At 53.8% G+C, this 18,821-nt stretch carries 12 protein-coding genes; 2 read left to right on the top strand and 10 right to left on the bottom strand.

Translation table 11 applies throughout. From position 1 onward, the window contains the following. Positions 1-28: 28 nt before the first annotated feature. Both WHS88_01135 and pgl read left to right on the top strand, forming a co-directional pair. Positions 29-1,105, top strand: a complete 1,077-nt coding sequence (locus WHS88_01135; protein MEJ5258777.1) for a sugar phosphate nucleotidyltransferase — start codon at positions 29-31, stop codon at positions 1,103-1,105. Between the two features lie 17 nt (positions 1,106-1,122). Then, positions 1,123-2,310, top strand: a complete 1,188-nt coding sequence (gene pgl, locus WHS88_01130) for a 6-phosphogluconolactonase (protein MEJ5258776.1) — start codon at positions 1,123-1,125, stop codon at positions 2,308-2,310. On the opposite strand, the gene WHS88_01125 is transcribed toward pgl, so the two are convergent. The 10 genes from WHS88_01125 to WHS88_01080 all read right to left on the bottom strand — a co-directional run bounded on the left by WHS88_01125 (position 2,205) and on the right by WHS88_01080 (position 18,775). Beyond that, complete coding sequence (locus tag WHS88_01125) at positions 2,205-2,996, bottom strand: hypothetical protein (protein MEJ5258775.1); 792 nt, start codon at positions 2,994-2,996, stop codon at positions 2,205-2,207. The genes pgl and WHS88_01125 overlap by 106 nt on opposite strands. A gap of 6 nt (positions 2,997-3,002) precedes the next feature. Continuing rightward, complete coding sequence (locus tag WHS88_01120) at positions 3,003-4,463, bottom strand: hypothetical protein (protein MEJ5258774.1); 1,461 nt, start codon at positions 4,461-4,463, stop codon at positions 3,003-3,005. Positions 4,464-4,545: 82 nt separating this feature from the next. Next, on the bottom strand, positions 4,546-5,769 hold the full coding sequence (locus tag WHS88_01115) for a pitrilysin family protein (GenBank protein MEJ5258773.1): 1,224 nt from the start codon (positions 5,767-5,769) through the stop codon (positions 4,546-4,548). Then, positions 5,769-7,016: a pitrilysin family protein gene (locus WHS88_01110; GenBank protein ID MEJ5258772.1), complete on the bottom strand. Its 1,248-nt coding sequence runs from the start codon at positions 7,014-7,016 to the stop codon at positions 5,769-5,771. Before WHS88_01110 ends, WHS88_01115 begins: the two co-directional genes overlap by 1 nt. A 47-nt stretch (positions 7,017-7,063) precedes the next feature. Beyond that, complete coding sequence (gene smc / locus WHS88_01105; GenBank protein MEJ5258771.1) at positions 7,064-10,636, bottom strand: chromosome segregation protein SMC; 3,573 nt, start codon at positions 10,634-10,636, stop codon at positions 7,064-7,066. Between the two features lie 77 nt (positions 10,637-10,713). Continuing rightward, positions 10,714-12,366: a flagellar basal body P-ring protein FlgI gene (locus WHS88_01100; protein ID MEJ5258770.1), complete on the bottom strand. Its 1,653-nt coding sequence runs from the start codon at positions 12,364-12,366 to the stop codon at positions 10,714-10,716. 175 nt (positions 12,367-12,541) lie between these two features. After that, entirely contained in the window at positions 12,542-14,083 is a 1,542-nt protein-coding gene (locus WHS88_01095; protein MEJ5258769.1) for a hypothetical protein, read from the bottom strand. Positions 14,084-14,127: 44 nt separating this feature from the next. After that, positions 14,128-15,312, bottom strand: a complete 1,185-nt coding sequence (locus tag WHS88_01090; protein ID MEJ5258768.1) for a hypothetical protein — start codon at positions 15,310-15,312, stop codon at positions 14,128-14,130. Between the two features lie 950 nt (positions 15,313-16,262). After that, positions 16,263-17,456: a cofactor-independent phosphoglycerate mutase gene (locus WHS88_01085; protein MEJ5258767.1), complete on the bottom strand. Its 1,194-nt coding sequence runs from the start codon at positions 17,454-17,456 to the stop codon at positions 16,263-16,265. After that, on the bottom strand, positions 17,453-18,775 hold the full coding sequence (locus tag WHS88_01080) for a homoserine dehydrogenase (GenBank protein MEJ5258766.1): 1,323 nt from the start codon (positions 18,773-18,775) through the stop codon (positions 17,453-17,455). The genes WHS88_01085 and WHS88_01080 overlap by 4 nt, the downstream gene beginning before the upstream one ends. Between the last annotated feature and the right edge of the window lie 46 nt (positions 18,776-18,821).

The following is an 18,821-nucleotide window of genomic DNA, read 5'->3' as shown; positions in this document are numbered from 1 at the left end:
CGGCTGGTTGGAAAAGGAGACAGGTCGAATGGATTTTGCCGTCATTATGGCGGGCGGTTCCGGGCAGCGGCTGTGGCCGTTGAGCCGTCAGTCTCGACCGAAGCAGATACTCAAACTCCTGAATGGTCGAACGCTTTTGCGGGACAGCTTCGAACGGCTGAATCGGCTTTTTGACCTCCGTAATATCCTGGTTTTAACGAATGCGGAGTATGCCGAGCAGGTTTCTGAAAACTTAAGTGAACTGCCGAAAGACAATATCATACCGGAGCCGTGCGTTCGTGATACGGCGGGAGCCATCGGTCTGGCGGCGGCGGTCCTTCAAAAAGCGGACCCGGAAGCGGTCATGGCGGTGGTGACTTCGGACCATATTCTCCAGCCGGCGGAACCTTTTTTAGACGCTCTGCAGACTGCCATTCGTTTCGTGAAAGAACACCCCGAGGCCCTGCTGACGTTTGGAATCAAACCCACTTTTCCAGCAACACAGTACGGCTATATTCGTCTTCAGATTCAGGAAGGGCAAAGCCGGATTTTTCCAGTTGCCGAATTTCGGGAAAAACCCGATCAGGAAACCGCGGAACGATTTTTGGCTCAAGGGGGGTATTTCTGGAATTCGGGGATGTTTGTCTGGAAGGCCAAAACGATTTTGAAGCATCTGAAGACGTTTCTGCCCGAGTCGAGCGAGCCGCTGGAAAAAATTCGTTCTGCCTGGGGAGGGCCGGAGCAGGACTCGGCTTTGGAGGAATGGTTTCCCCGCCTTCCGAAAATCAGCATTGATTATGCCGTTTTGGAAAAGGCCCCTCAGATTTACGGGATTCCGCTGTCGTGCCGCTGGCTGGATATGGGGTCTTTTGCAGCCCTGGCCGACATTATCTCCTCGGATTCCAATCAGAATACAGTGATTGCCGGTCAGCATTGTTTGCTGGATTGCCGAAATACGATTGTGGCTACGGAATCGCCAGACCATTTGATTGCGATGATTGGGATGGAAGATGTCATCGTAGCCCACAGCCCGGATGCGACCCTGATTTGTCCGCTTCATCAGGCCCATCGACTCAAAGAACTCCTCCGCCGGCTTGAAAGCGAAGGCAAAACAAACTATCTGTAATCGGCAAAGGCCCTCCAATGCGGTTTTTGGCGATTGATCACGGAGACAAAAGGACGGGGCTGGCCGTTTGTGACGCCTCTGAACGGGTTGTTTCTCCTCTGACGGTACTGGAAGGAGCTGAAAACTCCCCGGCCGGGATTCGCAGGGCTCTTGAATCCTATCGACTTGATGCGATTGTCATCGGGCTGCCTTGCAATATGGACGGAACGGAAGGACCGCGCGCGGCGAAGGTGCGCCGATTTGCGGAGGAACTGAAAAAAACTCTTCCGCTGCCGATTCTTTTCTTTGACGAGCGGCTGAGCAGTTTTGAGGCGCAGGAGAAACTGGCCGCTATGGAGCTTACGCGAAAAAAACGCAAGAAACGGTTGGATGCCGTGGCGGCGGCGGCGATTCTGGAGGGATTTCTGGAGGCCCGAAAACAGGCGTTGGCGGAATTTTCCGGACGGTTTGTCCGAACTTCAGATGAAGAAACGCTGGCCCGGGAGGTGCTGTCGGAGTTTCTTTTCTGTGCAGAACGGACACTCAGAGAGAAAGGCCGTTTTGCCGTCGCTGTCTGCGGCGGGCGAACCCCTCGCCGTTTTTTTGAGTATCTGAGCCAATCGTCCGACGCCCAAAAGATGGACTGGAAAAACGTGTATTGGTTCTGGACTGACGAGCGTGCCGTAAGTCCTTCCGATGCGGCCAGCAATTATCGGCTGGCTGCGGAAACCTTTTTGAAAACCCTGCGGATTCCACGAGAACGAGTTTATCGGATGGAGGGGGAGGCACCCGATTTGCAGGAAGCGGCAGCCGGCTATGAAAAAAAATTGCGGGAGGTTTTCGGTTTGCAGCCCGGGCAAATTCCGGTCCTGGATTTGGTTCTGCTGGGAGTCGGCGCCGACGGCCATATTGCTTCTCTTTTTCCCGGAACCGATGTGCTTTCAGACAGGCAATCCCTCGTTCGGGCGGTCCGCGGACCTGACGGATTAAACCGTCTGACCCTGACAGTTCCGGTTATTCAGAATGCCGGGTCAATTCTGGTTGTGCTCAGCGGAAGAGAAAAGGCGCCGATTCTCTGTACCTTGCTGACTCATCCGCCGGCTCCGGCAGTTTATCCGGCTCACTGCCTCTGGTCGGTTCTTTCCAAAACGGTTTGGGTTGCGGATGCGGCGGCGGCTTCTCTGCTGGGGGAGCGTCCGGAGAGCGGGGCTTCGAGCGGCTTATAACAACCAAGGATTTTGCATTTGCGGCTTTGACACAGGTTAATGAGCCGCTGGGCCTGGCTGTCTTCTTTTACAAAAAGAAAGGCCTGTTCCGCCGACGAAACAATCATGTTGCGGTCCGGATGACCGTCCAAATACGGGGCGTTAATCAGAATCAGTTCGTATTGTTTCTTCACCTGCCGAAGAAGGGGGGCCAGATTCATCTGTCGGGTTTGGTCAAAATAATGTGCCGGAATCAGGAACAGATTGTCTATGCCGGATTCCGCCGGCAGAGCGGCGGAGCCGTTGGAGGAGGTTTTTGCAAATACCTTCCAGACGGCGTTGCGTTTGGTGTCCAAATCAATCAGCAGACAGCGGCGTTTGGCCTGACTGGAAAGCAGGGCCAGCCGGATGGGAATGGTAACCGGCAGACACTCCAGGCCCGCTGCCGCCAAAAGAACAGTTTTCGGCTTTGAGGGCTCTTTCTTGAGGATTTCAAAAAGCTGCGTTTCACTGTGCAGAAATGTCCCGAACGTCTGATGGGAGGTTTGCGAAATGTTTTTTCGGGAACGAAAAGGACGAAGGGAGCGAATGAGCACAGCGACCAAAACAGAGGCAAAAAAAAGAACGAGGAGCAGATAGGTCCAGACTGTTCCGAAAATTGTATTGAACCATCCCTGGAATCCGCTGGCCTGGATTGCCTCGAACATAAGCGTTTATCCGCTTGGAAACTCAATATAAACGCCGGGATGGTTTCGGCAGAACTGTTCAATATCTCGACGAACGATTTCGGCAATCAGGGAATCGCCGTTGGCCGGCCGGTCTGTTCTGACGGCGGGACCTGCGGGCTCAAAAACGGAATGAGGGGTCTGCGGCCTGTGAGCCGATTTGTCGGCCTTTTCGGCAGGCGAAGTGCTGAGGAACTGATGCACCACGCTGCGAACGGATTCATTGGGGTCAATTCTGGTGCCTGTCGGCGGCTGACGGCGGGCGCTGCTCTCTTTTCGCTGGGCGGAAAGAATCTGTTCAGACAGGTCAAAGCGGGGGATGGCAAAGTCTTCGTTGTCTTCTTTCCAAACAGTCTCCTGCGGCCTCGAAGACGAACCTGTTTTGTGTGTTTCCGCCTCGAAAACAGACGAATCGGGCTGTATGTCTGCCTCCGAAACGGCTGCGTCAAAGTCTTCCTGCTCGGCTGCAAGCTGTTCACAAACCCGCTCGTATTCCGTTTTCCAGTTTTCCGCTTCTTTGGTTTTTTTCTGCAGCTCTTCCCGAAGTGCAGTCTCGGTCTTCATCGAATCAGCCTGCTGGCAGAGAAGATTTTGCTCCAGCCGCTGAATCTGCTGTTCCAGAGAGGCATTCTGCTGTCGGAGACGCTCGATTTCCTGATGGAAGGTATTGATAGTTTTTTGAAGGGCTTCCGTTTTGTCCTGAAGCGTGTGTATCTCCTCCTGCAAAGACGCTTCACGGTTTTGCAGGGATTGTCGGATTTGCTGTTCTGCGGTCAGACGCTCGGAAATCTGTATTTTTTCTTCGCGGAGGTGTTCGTTTTCTTCTTTCAGGGCCGAAAGGAGAAGGTTCAGGTTTTCGATCTGGTCTTGTGCCTGCTCAAGGCGGGTTCTGAGGGTTTCCGTTTCCTGCTGAAGTGTTTTAGACCGGCTGTTTTCTTCCGTCAAAATGGAGCAGGTTTCCTGCGTTTGCTGAAGCGTCTTCTGAAGACGGTCAATCTCTTCTGTCAGCTGCCGGATATGGTTTTCCTGTTCCTGGCACGTCTGGGAGAGATTTTCTTTTTGCTCCCTGAGCACACGAAGGGCTCTTTTGAGCGTTTCAACCTCTTGCGGGAGGGGGGGAGCTTCCGGGTTGGCATTTGTCAGGGGTGTTTCCGGAGAATCCATCCGTACCGCGGTGCCGGACAACACATCGGATTCGGACGAGGAGTCTTGAAGCCCATCTTCGCTGATGGTTTCGGACTCTTCCATTAAATCGGGCTCGGTTTCAATCGAAGGATTCTGATTTTCAGAAGCATTCGGTTCAGTTTGGTAAGATTGAGAGGCAGCAAGAGGTGTATCTGGGTCGATAGACTCCGGTTCTCCCTCCTCCTTCTCTTCTTTCCCGAGCGCTCGAAGAATTTCCGCCCTGCACTGAAGAATATCCTCATCCAGATTATCCTCTGGTATCATCTTGCCGTCTCCCTATAATTACTTGCCAAAATAGGAAATATAGCAAAGCAAGGCAGGTTTTTCAATCGTTTTCAGTCGTTCTTCATGAATCTTCGGGGCCTATGCTCACTTGTGTAAACTTGTCGAGAGGATAGTCCCGAATGAACTGGTTAATTTGGTCAACGGTGACGGATTTTACGGCTTGAACGTCCTCGGATACCGGACGGTACGATTTCAGATAAATCCAGTTAAAACCAAGACTTACAAGTCTCCCCATCGGTCGTTCGGCTTCGAGAGTAATTGCACTGAGCACTTTGTTTTTTGCAGCTGTCAGCTCGTTTTGCGAAACCCCGTTCTGCTTCAATTCATCAAAAATATTCCGGACAATCTGGAGCGCTTTCTGTCGGTTTTCAGCTGGGCAGCGAATATAACTGGATAAAATCCCAACTCCGTCCATTGCTTCACAGTGCATCACGGCAGTGTCGGCGACAGCCGGGTCCACCAGCGCCCAGAAAAAGCGTGAACCGGAGGAATCCCCGATGATGACGGATAAAAGAGAGGCCACGAACCGGCGGGGGTCCTGCATAGAGACGGAAGGACTCATCAGACAAATATGTTCACAGGTTAGCCCAGCTTTGGTTTGCCGCTTCTGAAGCCCCGTTCCGCCAAAATAGGAAAGATTTCGTCCGGCTTCCATCGGTTCCCAGGCACTGCAGAGGCGCTCAATCAGCCGACACGTCTGGTCAAAATCAAATCGCCCGCAGCAGGCCGCCACCAGATTATTCGGGGCGTACCGTCGGCTGAAATAGTCCCGCATTTGTTCCGCTGTCAGATTTCCGATGGTTTCCTCGGTTCCAAGAACGCTGTTGGCACAGGGATGGGAACCGAAGTGAAGCTGTCGGGCCTGATCAATCACCTGAAAGTCCGGCAGGTCTTTGTACATGGCAATCTCTTCGAGGATGACCTTCTTCTCGACATTGAAGTCATCGGTTCGAAGAGCCGGCCGCATGAGACGACACCACAGCTCCACCGCTGCCGAAAAATATTCCGGCAGGACGGCGGCATAATACACGGTGTTTTCTTCACTGGTAAATGCGTTGAATTTGGCTCCGAGCCGGTCAAAGGCCTCGTTGACTTCCACCGATGAAAGGTCCTGCGTACCCTTAAAGAGCATATGTTCGAGAAAGTGGGATACGCCGCTGATGGAAGGGCTTTCATCTCTGGAGCCGGTTCGAACAAAAAAACCGACGGCGGCAGACTGGGCGCTGGGATTGATTTCTCCGATGACAGTTAATCCGTTTTTCAGCTGGACGTGTTGGAACTGCATCAAGACTCCTGTTTGTTCTGAAGCGACTGAAGCGGCTGCGGGCCGAGTGAAACAAACGTAAATTCCCGGATGAAAGGGCCGTCCAGGAATTCCTGAACAGCCTGTGTTGTGAGGGATTCAACGGCCCGGCGGATTTCTTCCAGAGGCCGAACCCGTTTCAGATAAAACCAGTCCGCCGCCAGCCGGGAAGCGCGGGCGGAGGTGGATTCGTTCTGCATAATCAGCGAGCTTTTCAGGCCTGTCTTGGCACGAAGCAGTTCGTCTTCGCTGATTCCGTTCCGAAGCCGGCGGAATTCTGAAAGGATGACGGACAGGGTTTCTTCCGCTTTCTCCGGCGTAGTTCCGGCGTAACCGGAAATGCCGGCGAAGGAACGAAGGGAATGATAGCGGGTTCCTACAGCATAGCAGAGTCCTCTTTTTTCCCGGACTTCCGTAAAAAGACGGCTGCTCATCCCTCCGCCCAGTACTGCACAGGCCGCCATCACGGAGTAATAAAGCGGCGAGTCACAGGGCGGGACTTTTGTCATAAAACCGATATGCACCTGGGCACCGGGATTCGGGATGTGGTGATAGCCGTCGGCAGCCGCCCGCGGGACCGGAGGGCATTCCTGACAGGCGGGGGTACAGCCGAACAATTTTTCGATGTGTTTGAGAAGTGCGTGTGTATCAATTTTCCCCGTCGCCGACAGAACGGCCCCGGACCAGGCAAACAGCCGCTCTTTGAGGGCTCGGGTTTGCGGCGGCGTCAGCTGTCGAAGGTCCTCTTCTTTTCCGACGCACGGGCGCCCGAGCGGGTCCGGATAGAATCGTTCATACAGGCAGACACTGACCTTTTGGCGCGGGTCGTCGTCGAGGGCTTCCAGTTCCTGAAGGGCCAGCTGCCGGCTGGGCTCAAACAGGTCCTCTTTCAGGTGCGGATGCAGGAGAATGTCGGCATACAGCTCGAGGGCTCTGAAGAGGTTTTCGGATTGGAGGGAGCCGCCGTAGAAGAGATATTCCGGGCTGACGCTGCTTTGACGGTGAAGGCCGATGCGGTCCAGTTCTTCCACCAGCTGACGGCTGTTGTAAGGTCCGGCACCGCGGAAGAGCCAGTCATTCAAGACCGCAGCAGCCCCGCAGCAGCCGTCCGGAAGAGCAGCACTGCCGCCGGGCAGCAGAAAAGCAAAGGAAGCGGATTCCACGCCGCCGACGGGCTGGACCAGAACGGTCAGACCGCCGGGCAGAATTATTTGTTCTACGGGTTCCATTTTGGTTCTTTCATTGTCAGTTGGAGACTCTTTGGTTCGGCATCCGTTCAGGCAACCGCCGTATCTGCAGCGTTTTCGATGCTTTCAAACTGGACACTGATTTTTTTGCTGACTCCCTGCGTCTGCATGGTAATGCCGTACAGAATATCGGCGATGCTCATGGTTCTTTTGGAGTGCGTAATAATGATAAACTGACTGTGCTGTTTGAACTCCTGAACAATGAGGTTAAAGCGTTCATTGTTGGCTTCATCCAGCGCCGCATCGACCTCGTCCAGTACACAGAACGGCGACGGTTTGCTTTGAAAGACAGCGAAAAGCAGGGCGATGGCGGTCATGGTTTTTTCGCCGCCGCTGAGCAGGCTGATGGTTCGCGTTTCCTTTCCGGGGGGGCGAGCCACAATCTCGATGCCGCTTTCGAGCAGGTCCTCCGGGTTTTCCAGGAAGATATCGGCTTTGCCGCCGCCGAACAGTTTTCGGAAAATCTGCTGGAAGTGCATCCGAACCTGTTCAAACGTGGCGGCAAATTTTTCCCGGCTTTCCCGGTTAATCCGCTCGATGAGCTGCTGGAGCTGTGTTTTGCTCTGGCGGAGGTCTTCCGCCTGGGTTTCGAGGAAGGCCGCCCGTTTTTCCAGCTCTTCCTGCTGGTCGATGGCTTCCACGTTCACATGGCCCAGCCGTTCGATTTTTTCCCGCAGGACACGGATTTCCTCCTGAACCGCCTCCCAGTCGGTCTGCTCTTCCCGGAAGGTTTCGTATTGGGCCTGGAGGTCCATCTGGAGTTCCTCCCGAACCCGCTGAATCAGGTCTTCCTGCCGAACCTGAATCTGTCCCAAATCCATCTGAATCTGGTGAATGGCCTCTTCGATTTCCTGCTGCAGGCGCCGGCTCTGACGCAGATGCTGCTCATTTTCCTTCTGCTGGGCCTGAAGGATTTTGATTTCTTTGTGGAGAGAGCGGCTTTGTTTTTGGGCGGTTTCTTTTTCCAGATAAAGACAATTCAGCTCGGACTCGGTCTGCAAAATCATCCGCTCGGTCTGAACGGCCTGTTCCTGGCTGCTGTGCCGCTCTGTTCGGGCGGTCTCCAGAACCATTCGGCTGTGCTGAAGCTGGCTCTGCAGCGAGGCAATCTGCTGATGGATGGACTTTTGCTGTTCGGCGGCCTGTCCGTGCCGGATTTTCAAATCCGTCAGGGCGGCGGTCAGTTTTTCCATCTCCGCTTTTTTGGTCTCCAGCGATTTCTGAAGGGCGGAGATTTGCTCCGTGCGCTGACGGTTGAGCTCTTCCAGCTCCTTCAGTTTGCCCTGCGATTCATGTTCCCGCCGGACGGACTGCTGAATTTCTTCTTCCAGCTGCTTCATTTCTTCGAGAATCAGCGGCTGTTCATCCGTCAGCCGTTTGAGATTTTGTTCCATCACCCGCAGCTGCGATTCGGCATCCACGCGTTCCGTGGAGGCCTCGTAGATGCTTGTGCGGAGGTCCTGACAGACTTTGGACAGATGCAGATATTTCTGGTCGGCCTGCTGGAGATGCTCTTCCTGCAGGCGGATTTGCTCCTGAAGCTCCTGAAGTTTTGATTCGATCTGTTCAATTCTGCTTTTTCGGGACAGCAGACCTGCCGACTGGCTCACAGGGCCGACGGAAAGAAGCATTCCGTTGGCCACAAGATGCCCCTGAAGGGTCACAAACTGATAGTCTCTTCCGAGCCGGGCGGCCAAATCCAGGGCTGTTTCCGGAGAATCGACCAGCAGGACTTTTCCGAGCAGTGCCCAGCAGACCGGAGCATAGCGTTCTTCAAAGCGGATGAATTCAATGAGCCGGCCCTTCACGCCGTTCAGCTCCCGAATGTCCAGACAATCCTGGAAGGGCTCGCAGCGGTCCAGGCAGATTGCCTGAAGGCGGTTTTTCAGGGCGGAGTGAATGGAGGGGTCTTCGAGAAACCGTCGGGTGTCGTTGACCAAAAGGGCCTGCAGGGCAGGGCCAAGTGCGGCTTCCACCGCCGGTGCATACTCCACGTCCGTGCGGAGGATATCCGCCAGCACGCCGTCCAGCAGTCCGGATTGTCCGTTTCGACGGTGCTGATTGAGAATGGTTTTGACCGTTTCGCTCAATCCCTCCCGTCGATTCTCCATTTCACGCAGGACTTTCCATTCCGCCGTCAGTCCGCTTCGCTGTTCCTTAAGCTGTTCGAGTTTTTTTCTCAGAAGCGTTTCTTCCTGTCCTACGGCTTCCATCGCCGCTTTTTGCTCGGAGAGGGTCTGGTTGAGTTTCTGCAGGACGTTTTGGATTTCTTCCAGGCGTGTCTGCAGTCGTGCTTTTTCAGTAAGCCAGAGGGCCGTCTGTTCCTGGGCCTGAGCGGCTTTTCCGCTCAAACGGGTTTTTTGTCCGGTCAGATTATTTCGGTAATGATTCAGACTCTGGATTTCGTTGTGGAGCTGGGCCGTTCGGCGCACGATGTCCAGAATGCCGGATTTTTCGTCATCGAGCTGCGCCTGGATTTCCGCACAGATTCGGCCGACCTGGCGTATCTGCTCTTCCTGTTGCTGCATCTGACGGTTGAGTTCGTTCAGGCGGTCCTGCCCGGTCTGTACATCCTGCCGAAGGGCCTGGATATTGTCCAGAAATTGCGAGCATTGACGGCCGGCGTTTCGGATTTGTTCGTCGGCGCGGCTTTTTCTTTTTTGGAGCTCGGTGAATCGGTCTTTCAAAAACCGGATTCGCTCAATCTGCTGTTCGATTCGGCTGCGGGCGGCAATCAGGGTATTGTCCCAGCGGCTGATTTCCGCTTCCATTTGGCTGATTTGGCTGTGCAGGGCGCTGTCGGCTGCCTCCCGCCGGGACATCTCTGCGGTATTCTGCGCAAAGCGTTCCTGCCACTGCGCCAGGATACGTTCTTTCTCTTGCTGCTGGGTTTTGAATTTATGGAACTCGGCGAGAGAAAAACGCACTCGGAGCTCTTTGAGACGGTTGGAGTATTCCAGAAAATTGCGTGCCTTGCCGGCCTGCAGTTTGATGCTGCGGAGCTGCCGCTGCACTTCGTTGATGATGTCGGCCAGGCGAAGCAGGTTCTGCTCGGCGCGTTCGAGTTTGCGTTCCGCTTCTTTTTTGTGCACCTTAAACCGGCTGATGCCCGCCGCCTCCTCGAAGATAATCCGCCGGTCCACTTTGGAGGCCTGAAGCAGCTGGTCGATTTGGCCCTGTTCGATGATGGAATAAGCGCTGACGCCGACCCCTGTGTCCAGGAAAAGGTTGCGGATATCCCGAAGCCGGCAGGGTTTGCCGTTCAGAAGGTATTCGCTTTCTCCGCTTCGAAAAAGCCGTCGAGTGACGGTCAGTTCATCTTGTTCCAGTCCGAGGGTTTGCCCCTGTGAAAAATGCAGGGATACTTCCGCCATTCCGCATGGTTTTCGACTGCTGGAGCCGCTGAAAATCACATCGGCCATCTGGCCGCTTCGCAAACTTTTTGGACTCTGGCTGCCCAGAACCCATTTTATGGCATCGACAACATTGCTTTTTCCGCATCCGTTCGGACCGACAATGGCCGTTATCGGCTGGGTAAATTGGAGTTCTGTTTTGTCGGCAAAGCTTTTAAAGCCGTTGATAACAACCTTTTCTAATCTCATTCTTGTCTGAACCTTTTTGTAGGAGCCTTGTTGTGCGACAATTTATGTCCTTTATATCGTCTAACGGTGTCCTTCTCTTATTTATTATCGGTCTTTTGCTCGGCTTTCTGCAGGAAAGTACCCGCCTGAGTCATAGGGCCGGCCAAAAAGTCTGCATCCACCATTTTGTTTTCTGTCAACTGTTTGAGCAGAAGGATAATGTCCTGATAAGGAATGGCCAGCCCCGGCTGTTTTTTCGGATTGCTGCTGGTGTCAGCGCTTTCTCCAAGTGTACGAATCAAGGCGGACAGTTCACGGTTGGAATAAATCGGTCCAATCAGTCGAGGACGTGCCGGATGCCTTCGCGACACCGCAATCATCCGGTCCGATGGTGTAGCATTCAAAAGAACACCTGTCTGGTCAGATTGAAGGAAAATATCCGGTTTGCAGTGAATAGGACTTCCGAAAAGAACGATTTTGGGTTTTTCTGAGCGAAAGATGTAAATGAGCGGGCGTCCGCCGCAGAAGACCCTGTCCACAACGAAACTGTCGGCGACAAGGTTGCGGGAAATAGAGGGGCTTTGAATCCGCTCTAACTGTCTATAAGCTGCTAAGCGGACGGCCGGAACCTCGCTGGAAGCGGCTCTGAGGAGAATTGGTTCCGATTTGCGGGGACGGACGGTCAGTCCTATGGTTTCAAGGGCGTCCAGACAGTAGGGACTGTTTGTGTCTTTGCAGAAGGCTTCCATCACCGGCAGGGCCTGTTCGTCCCCCAGATTGAGCATGCATCGGGCGGCATGGAAACGGATGGCTGGGTCTTCGGAGGCCAGCAGAGGGGCCAATCGGCTCAGGACTTTTCTTCCGGCGGCCTCGAGGGCTGTTTCTGTATTGAATTTTTCGGTCTCATTTTTGAACTTATTCAGGAGCCCTTCGATGTGCCGATCCGCGGCGGCTTCATCCTCCGGCAGATACAGATTTTGAACGATGGAAAGGAAGCGTTCTTTCTGGTCTCGATAACGAAGCGGGATTGTCAGGGAGATTTCGGAGGACGAGACAGCGGCTGCTGTATTGGCCCCGAATCGTTCATTGAGTCGGTTTCGGATGGCATTCACAGCTGTAAAGGAGGGTTTGCGAAGCACCAGAGACACGGCCGCATCATTTTCAACAACTCCGCCTCCCAAAAGATACCAGTTGGAAGCATTTTCCTCATCCAGTTTGTTTCGAAACAGCTGTCCGTGAGCAGTGGCAAACGTTTTGGCATACTGGTCGTATCGAACAAAAGTGCTGCGTTCTTTCAGCGGGGCTGTGTAAACATACCCGCCGTCCAGAGAGGTTGTGGGGCTTCGGTCGATTGGAAAAACCAGAAGGTCGAATGTCTCTTTCTTTTCAGCCAGAGGCGGGATGGTGCCGGTGATTTCCACAACGGCAGTATTGGGGCTGTCGATAAACTGACGGGGACTCAGGCCGCCTGTTGTGGGCAGCTGCTGGCGAATGTATTTTTCCAGTTCATTTCGCAAGGCCGGAGGACATTCAGAAGAGCCCGTGCCGTTGAGCCCTGCTGCAATGCCGAATCCGCGAACCTCAATGGCATTAAACTGGTAAATATCCGCCAGATTCCCAATAGTCGTATTTAAGTCAACCGGCTCTTCCAGGGGTAAAGCAGGTTTCGGCTGGGGGCTGCACCCGAAAAGAAGGATGACAGCCGCCGTGAACACCAGTCTGCTTTGAGCAGAAATTTCAACTTTTCGCATAAAAAAACTCCCCGGATAAAGAAGGCCGAAAAGGACTTTTTATCTCTTGTTTCTGTTGGGATGGTAAGATAGGATAGATGAAAGCCCTTGCATGGTCAAGCACAATCCCTATTTGTTTAAAAAGACCGCAGGCACGACAGATAGGGCCTGCGGCCCCTGATTCGGTTAATGTCCCTTAATATCCCTGCATCAGTCTTCGCTGCTGAATCGTAAGCAGGGTTTGGGCGGAAAGCAGGTTTTTCTGGAGCGTTTCGAGAGAAATTCCGGCGGGAAGCGCCCCAGGCCAGCGCCGAGCCAAGCCGATGGCCCGCTGATAATCGGCAATCATTTCGGAAGTAATGGCGATTAACTGCCTCCGGATTTCGGGGATATTTCCGGTCGGCTGCTGCTCTGTTATTCTTTCCCGGTCCCGCAGGCCGGAACGATCTCGGGTTGTAATTTCGCGTCCGTAACGGTCCTGAAGGGGAATGTCGGTGTTTCCGGCGTCTCTTTCGTTATAATAACGCTCCCAGAGCCGATTTGAATCCACCAGCCGAACCGTTCCGCGACGGTAGTTTTCGTATTGTCCGCCGCGCGTGACTTCTCGAGTTACAGTGCTTTTGACGGCTATCTCTTCCAGTGTATTCAGATGATTTTCGAGTGTGCTGACCCGGTCTTCCTGAGCCTGGATTTTGGCCAGGAGCTGCTCCAGATTCTTTTTGGCGGTTGAGAATCGTTGAATGGTGCTGGACAGACCGGCGACATTGACAATCGGAACCTCACTGACTCCCATATCGGAAAGCACTTCGCTGAGAGAGGCGACCTGTTTGTCGGCCAATCTCCAGCGAACGGCCTCTGCGGAAGGCAGAGAAAGCAGTTTGCCGACGGAGCGAAGGGGAGAGCTGCCGGATGGTACGGTTTCCGGCATTCCTTCCGCAATCATCCGCACCACGGACTGGTTTTCCTGGCGGCGGGAGATTTCCACAATGGACGTTTTCCCGTCAGGTGTTCTGACTTCGGCAATTGTTAAGTGTTTGTCGATTAAAGCTTGTGCCAGCAGTTCGGGACGATTGCTTCGCTGGGCCAATGTGGCGGCATAGACGCTGAAGGAAGACAAGCTGTCCGGTGCATAGGTTTCGAGCATCTGAAGATATTCATCATTGGTCTTTGTGCCGGCTGTTCCTAACGGTCCTACAGCGCCGATGGCGGCGGTAGGGGAGATGTAAATTTTTTCGCAGGCCAGTGCCACAATGGCGGCGGCGGAAAATGCTCCGCCGTACTGGCCGCCCGACACAAACGCTGCTACACGGGTGCCCGTACTGTCCACGGCGGTGGTAATCGCCTCGGCAATCTGCCGCATCGGGCCTCCCTGGCCTCCGGGCAGGTCTATCTGAACGATAATCCCCTTAGGCCCCTGGTCGGCGGCTTTGAGAATCATGGAAGCCGCTTCCTGAGCGACGGCTTCCGAAACCAGGACTTCCGGCTGTTCAAGCCGGATGAGCATAACGGAATCCCGTCGACCCCGATTGTCTCGGGTAATTTCATATTCGCTCAAATCCATCGGAACGGACTGATTTTTCTCGGCATTGAAAACGAGGACCCTTCCGGCGGATTTTCTGTGGGTTCGAAACCCTGTAAAGGTCTCCCCTGTCGTGCGATGTTTGAATGTGTCCGCCCAGGACGGGATGGAAATCAGAATTGCAAGGAACACAAACGGAATTCGGCTGCACGATTTCATAGTATCACCTCCATGATTTCATGTATCTTGTGTTTCGACTGTTTTTACCGCATTGTTCGGAAGTTTTCATACTCGGCTTTTACGGTATTTCGAAATCGGATAACTTTTTCTTCACTGACCGGAACATCCGGATACTTCTGTTTGAGGCGGATTAAGGATTCGGTCTGCCGAAGAATATCCTGCAGGGCCTTGAGAACTTCCGAGCGGTTCGGGTTTTGTTTGGCGGTTAATTCTTTGAACCGCAGGTCGAGGGTTTCCATCAGTTTGTTGAAGCGTTTAATGACCAATTCCAGTTCTTCTCGGGCTTTCAGGATGTCCTGATTGACCTGGATTTGCGCATCCGATGCATTCAGCAAGGCCAGCAGGCGGCTTCGGCTTTCTGCGATACCATCGGCCATTCCGCAGCGGACGGCTCGTTCGGGTGTGAGGGTCAGCAGCTCCCCTTTTTTGCAGAAGACTTCCACAACCTGGTCGCCGGGCTGTTTGTTTTTGGCCTCGATGAAGAGGGTTTGATTTCCCCGTCGGATTTCCAGCACTTCAATGTCCATATTTTCCATCGCCTTGGCCAGAATACCCGGGCGCTTATTTTTTTCGGCCAGGGCCGCCAGATATCCTCTCCAGGCGGAGCCGAATTTTTCACCGATGGCTTCTCCATACACCTCTTTTTCCGTCTTAAGCCCTTTGTCGGTTTCCACGACAGCCGTTACGGCCCCCATTGCTGTATTGGGAGCCATATAAATCTTATCACACGCCAGTGCCACTGCAGTGCCCGCCGAATAAGCCCCGAGGTTCTTTTCGCCTTTGATAAAGGCAACCGTCGGGCAGAAACGCAGTCCGGAAACGGCGGCGCAAAGCCGCTGAGTCAGGTCCACCCGTCCGCCCGGCGTGTCAATTTCGATGAGAATAAAAAGCGGACCCCGTCGAGCTTCTTTCCGAAGGGCTTCCTCAAAAGCGGATGTCTCTATCTCATAGGCGATTTCATCTGAGATAGAAAGCACCGGAACAAGTCGATTTCTCCCCTCCGGGTTTATCTGGAGTTCAAAATCGGCCAGATTGATTTTCGTAAGCCCGGTTTCCAGAGTGTGGATTTCTGCCGTGCCGCTCTCATCGGCGGCAATCACGTAGCCGTGATAGAGAATATTGGGTTGGGTCAAATGTCTGAACGTGTCGGCCGCAAGAATCCCATAGCAGGCCAAAAACAGGTATATCCATGTCCGCTTTCCGCCCATAACAGGGCTCCTTATTTTATCAAATTCTACGGATATTGTATCCTTATAGGTGTTGAAAAACCAATGTTTCTTTGAAGAAAGGCCGCAAAAGAATTTAGGCACAGGACCTTTTGTTTTTGCGCCTTTGATGTGCCTTTTGGCTCTTACGATGGCTTTTCTGCAGGATGTCTCGCGCAAACATTTTGGCCGGGAGAGTCCATCTGGAGATTCCCAAATAAGAAAATAAAAACCGTAGTTTATCGGTTTGACTGGCCAGTCTGCAGCGGTAATTCAGAGAGGCTAAATCCGACTGCCGATTTTTTCGAAAAGGGCGGAAGGGCTCCGTTGCTTCCAAATCAATCAGAATGACCTGAATGGGTTTGCAGTCCGGTCTCAAAAGGATATGCTTGGGGACCAAATGGCGATGGCAAAGTCGATGCTGATGGAGGTTCCGAATTGCAGATGCGACGGCAGCCGTTATTTCTTTTCGGTGAGCCGGAGACGGTCTTTCGATGGCCCACCGAGACAGCAGGGTATCCAGGGAGATAAAACCGTTTGCATATTCGGTGATTAGGACAGCCTGCGTATGCCCGTCTTGCCGGCGGCAGCCGAAATAAAGAGGTCGGGGAACTGCGATTCCTTCCTGCTGCAGACGCAACAGATTATGAAATTCCTTCTCAAGAGTCGGAATGCCTGTCAAAGGATGCAGGAAAGTCCGGCAAAAATAGTCGAATTGCCTTTTGACAATCCATTTGCCCTCTTCTGTTTTCCATAGAAACGCCTGGCTGAAACCTGCCTTCCGATGATTCGGCTCATCGAGCGGAGACAGCGGCATTTCCCACAAACGCTCGAAGTCGACTTTTCCGGGGCTGCCGAAAGAAGAATCCGAAAAGCAGGATTTTTCTTGTCCATTCTGTCCGGATGAAAGATGCCGCCGAAACAGCTTTTGCAGAGAGTTGAACATGGTTCGGCTACAGCTTCAGAAAATATTCCATCAAGTCCGCCCCGCAGGCGATTTCAAAGCCGGATTCAAAGCTGTTCGGCTCGCTGAACGGGGCATCGAGAATGTTTTTAATACCGGTGCCGGCCATGGCGAAGGGGACTGGTTCTCCGACGTGCGAACGGATGTCGCAGGGGGTCGGATGGTCCGGCATTACAAGGATGCGCCACTGTTCGAAAGTCTGAATGGCTTCATAGACAGGGCCGACGATGAACTTGTCGATATTTTCGAGGGCTTTCTTTTTTTGAAGCGGATTGCCGTTGTGCCCGGCTTCATCGGTGGCCTCGATGTGAACCAGCACAAGGTCGTACTTATCGAGGGCTTCGATGGCGGCCTCCCCTTTCCCTGCATAGTTGGTATCCAGATAGCCGGTGGCTCCGGGGACATGAATCAGGTCGAATCCAACGAGTTTGGCCAGCCCGCGGACCAAATCAACGGCTGTGATGACAGCACCCGTCTTCCCGTATTTTGTCTGAAATTTTTCCAGATAAGCGCGCCGTCCCTGACCCCACAGCCAGATGGTTGTAGCAGGGTTTTCCTTCAGGTCACGCCGCACCTTGTTGATAGGATGGTCTTCAAAAAACTGCTGCGATTTGGCCATCAATTCCTTCAGCAAATCGGCCCCTTTTCCCTTGGGCATGATTTTGCTCAGTTTCTGGCCCAGATAATCGTGCGGGGGATAGGTGGTAACCTTAGTAAAATCCTGTCCGCTGATGACACACAAATGCCGATAACTGACACCGGGATAGAACCGTACGGCAGGATTTTCAACCAGTTTGGCAAATTCCTGAATCAGGGCGGTTGCTTCTTTCGTAGTGATGTGGCCGGCGCTGTGGTCCACCATCCGTTCGTCCGCGGTGGTGACCAGATTGCATCGAAAGACCCAATCCGATTCCTCCAGCGGGATTTCCTGAGCGGCGGCTTCGATGGGAGCTCGCCCGGTATAATTGGTCTTCGGGTCATATCCGAGCAGACTCATCATCGCCACATCGCTGCCGGGCTGCATTCCTTTGGGGACAGTGTGGACAATTCCCTGTTTGCCTTGTCGGGCAATTTTGTTGATGTTGGGGATGTCGGCGGCTTCAAAAATCGTTTTGCCTCCGAGAACCTCCTGCGGGTTGTCCGCCGCCCCGTCCGGAACAATAATCGCGTATTTGGCAGTCATTCCGAGTCCTCCGGAATATCGACAATGCGGATGCATACGGGACGTCCGCTGATGACTTTCAGGCGGCTCAGTTCATCCAGTGCGTTGAACATATTTCGCTCGAGAGTGGGATGGGTGGTGATGACAACCGGCACGGTATTGTCGGGCCCTCGTCCTTCGTGCTGAATAGCGCCGCGGATGCTGATTTTGTGGTTGGCCAGAATCCGTCCGTATTTGGCTACCACGCCGGGCTCATCCTTGGCCATCAGCCGGATGTAAAACCGGCATTCAATGTCATCAATGGGTTTGATGGGGATGTTTTTCTGTTTTCCGGATATCATGGGAATAGACCGGAAGAGTCGCTGGGTGCTGCCCAGGCCGATTTCGATTAAATCGGCGACGACGGCGCTGGCGGTGGCCATCATTCCGGCCCCGCGTCCATAGAACATCGTCCGCCCGACGGCGTGTCCGTGAATGCTGACGGCGTTGAAGGGGCCAGAAACAGCCGCCAGAGGGGTGTCCTCGTGTATCAGCGACGGATGCACGCGGAGGGACAGGGAGCCGTCGCCGTTCTGCTCACCGATGGCCAGCAGCTTAATGACATAGCCCATTTCACGGGCGTTTCGAATATCCTCGATTTCGATTCGCTCGATGCCTTCGACGTAAATATCCGTCATGGCGATTCTGCGTTCGAAGGCCAGGCCGGCCAGAATGGCCAATTTATGGGCTGTGTCGGTCCCGTTGATGTCGAGGGTCGGATCGGCTTCTGCATAGCCCCTGGCCTGGGCTTCGGCCAGGACCGTTTTGAAATCGGACCCGCTTTGGGTCATTTTGCTGAGGATGTAATTGCAGGTTCCGTTGAAGATGCCGTACAGCCCCAGAATGCGGTTGGCGGCCAGGCCGGTCCGCAAAGCCAGAATAATCGGGATTCCCCCGCAGCAGCTGGCTTCAAACCCGATGCAGCGGTTTGCCTGGACGGCGGCGGTGTACAGTTCTTCGCCGTATTCAGCCAGGAGGGCTTTGTTGGCGGTTACGATATGTTTGCCGGCCTTAAGCAGGCGATGGTGGATTTCCCGAGCGGCGGTTGTGCCTCCAACCAGTTCGACGCCGACGTCAATAGTCGGGTCATTCAAAAGACGGTCCAGATTGTCGGTAAGAAGCCCTGCGGGCAGCGAAACCCGCCGGGGCGTGGTTGTGTCCTTGTCGATAACGCAGGCCAGTTCCAGCCGGACCCCGGTTCGGGCGGCAATGGCGTCGGCTTCTTCGAGAATCAGTTTGGCGACCCCTGTTCCCACGGTTCCGAAGCCGATGAGTCCTACTCGAAGTTTGGTTTCTTCCATAGACAATCCTTAGTTGGCTGTTTCAGCTGCGGGCCGGGGACGGCCG

Source organism: Anaerohalosphaeraceae bacterium (assembly GCA_037479115.1).
Taxonomy (GTDB): domain Bacteria; phylum Planctomycetota; class Phycisphaerae; order Sedimentisphaerales; family Anaerohalosphaeraceae; genus JAHDQI01.
This window is presented reverse-complemented; position numbering and strand designations above follow the sequence as displayed.

What these genes read in the sequence shown, in the direction of transcription:
- WHS88_01135 (MEJ5258777.1), top strand. Translation starts at nt 29, where the DNA reads ATGGATTTTGCCGTCATTATGGCGGGCGGTTCCGGGCAGCGGCTGTGG.
- pgl (MEJ5258776.1), top strand. Translation starts at nt 1,123, where the DNA reads ATGCGGTTTTTGGCGATTGATCACGGAGACAAAAGGACGGGGCTGGCC.
- WHS88_01125 (MEJ5258775.1), bottom strand. Translation starts at nt 2,996, where the DNA reads ATGTTCGAGGCAATCCAGGCCAGCGGATTCCAGGGATGGTTCAATACA.
- WHS88_01120 (MEJ5258774.1), bottom strand. Translation starts at nt 4,463, where the DNA reads ATGATACCAGAGGATAATCTGGATGAGGATATTCTTCAGTGCAGGGCG.
- WHS88_01115 (MEJ5258773.1), bottom strand. Translation starts at nt 5,769, where the DNA reads ATGCAGTTCCAACACGTCCAGCTGAAAAACGGATTAACTGTCATCGGA.
- WHS88_01110 (MEJ5258772.1), bottom strand. Translation starts at nt 7,016, where the DNA reads ATGGAACCCGTAGAACAAATAATTCTGCCCGGCGGTCTGACCGTTCTG.
- smc (MEJ5258771.1), bottom strand. Translation starts at nt 10,636, where the DNA reads ATGAGATTAGAAAAGGTTGTTATCAACGGCTTTAAAAGCTTTGCCGAC.
- WHS88_01100 (MEJ5258770.1), bottom strand. Translation starts at nt 12,366, where the DNA reads ATGCGAAAAGTTGAAATTTCTGCTCAAAGCAGACTGGTGTTCACGGCG.
- WHS88_01095 (MEJ5258769.1), bottom strand. Translation starts at nt 14,083, where the DNA reads ATGAAATCGTGCAGCCGAATTCCGTTTGTGTTCCTTGCAATTCTGATT.
- WHS88_01090 (MEJ5258768.1), bottom strand. Translation starts at nt 15,312, where the DNA reads ATGGGCGGAAAGCGGACATGGATATACCTGTTTTTGGCCTGCTATGGG.
- WHS88_01085 (MEJ5258767.1), bottom strand. Translation starts at nt 17,456, where the DNA reads ATGACTGCCAAATACGCGATTATTGTTCCGGACGGGGCGGCGGACAAC.
- WHS88_01080 (MEJ5258766.1), bottom strand. Translation starts at nt 18,775, where the DNA reads ATGGAAGAAACCAAACTTCGAGTAGGACTCATCGGCTTCGGAACCGTG.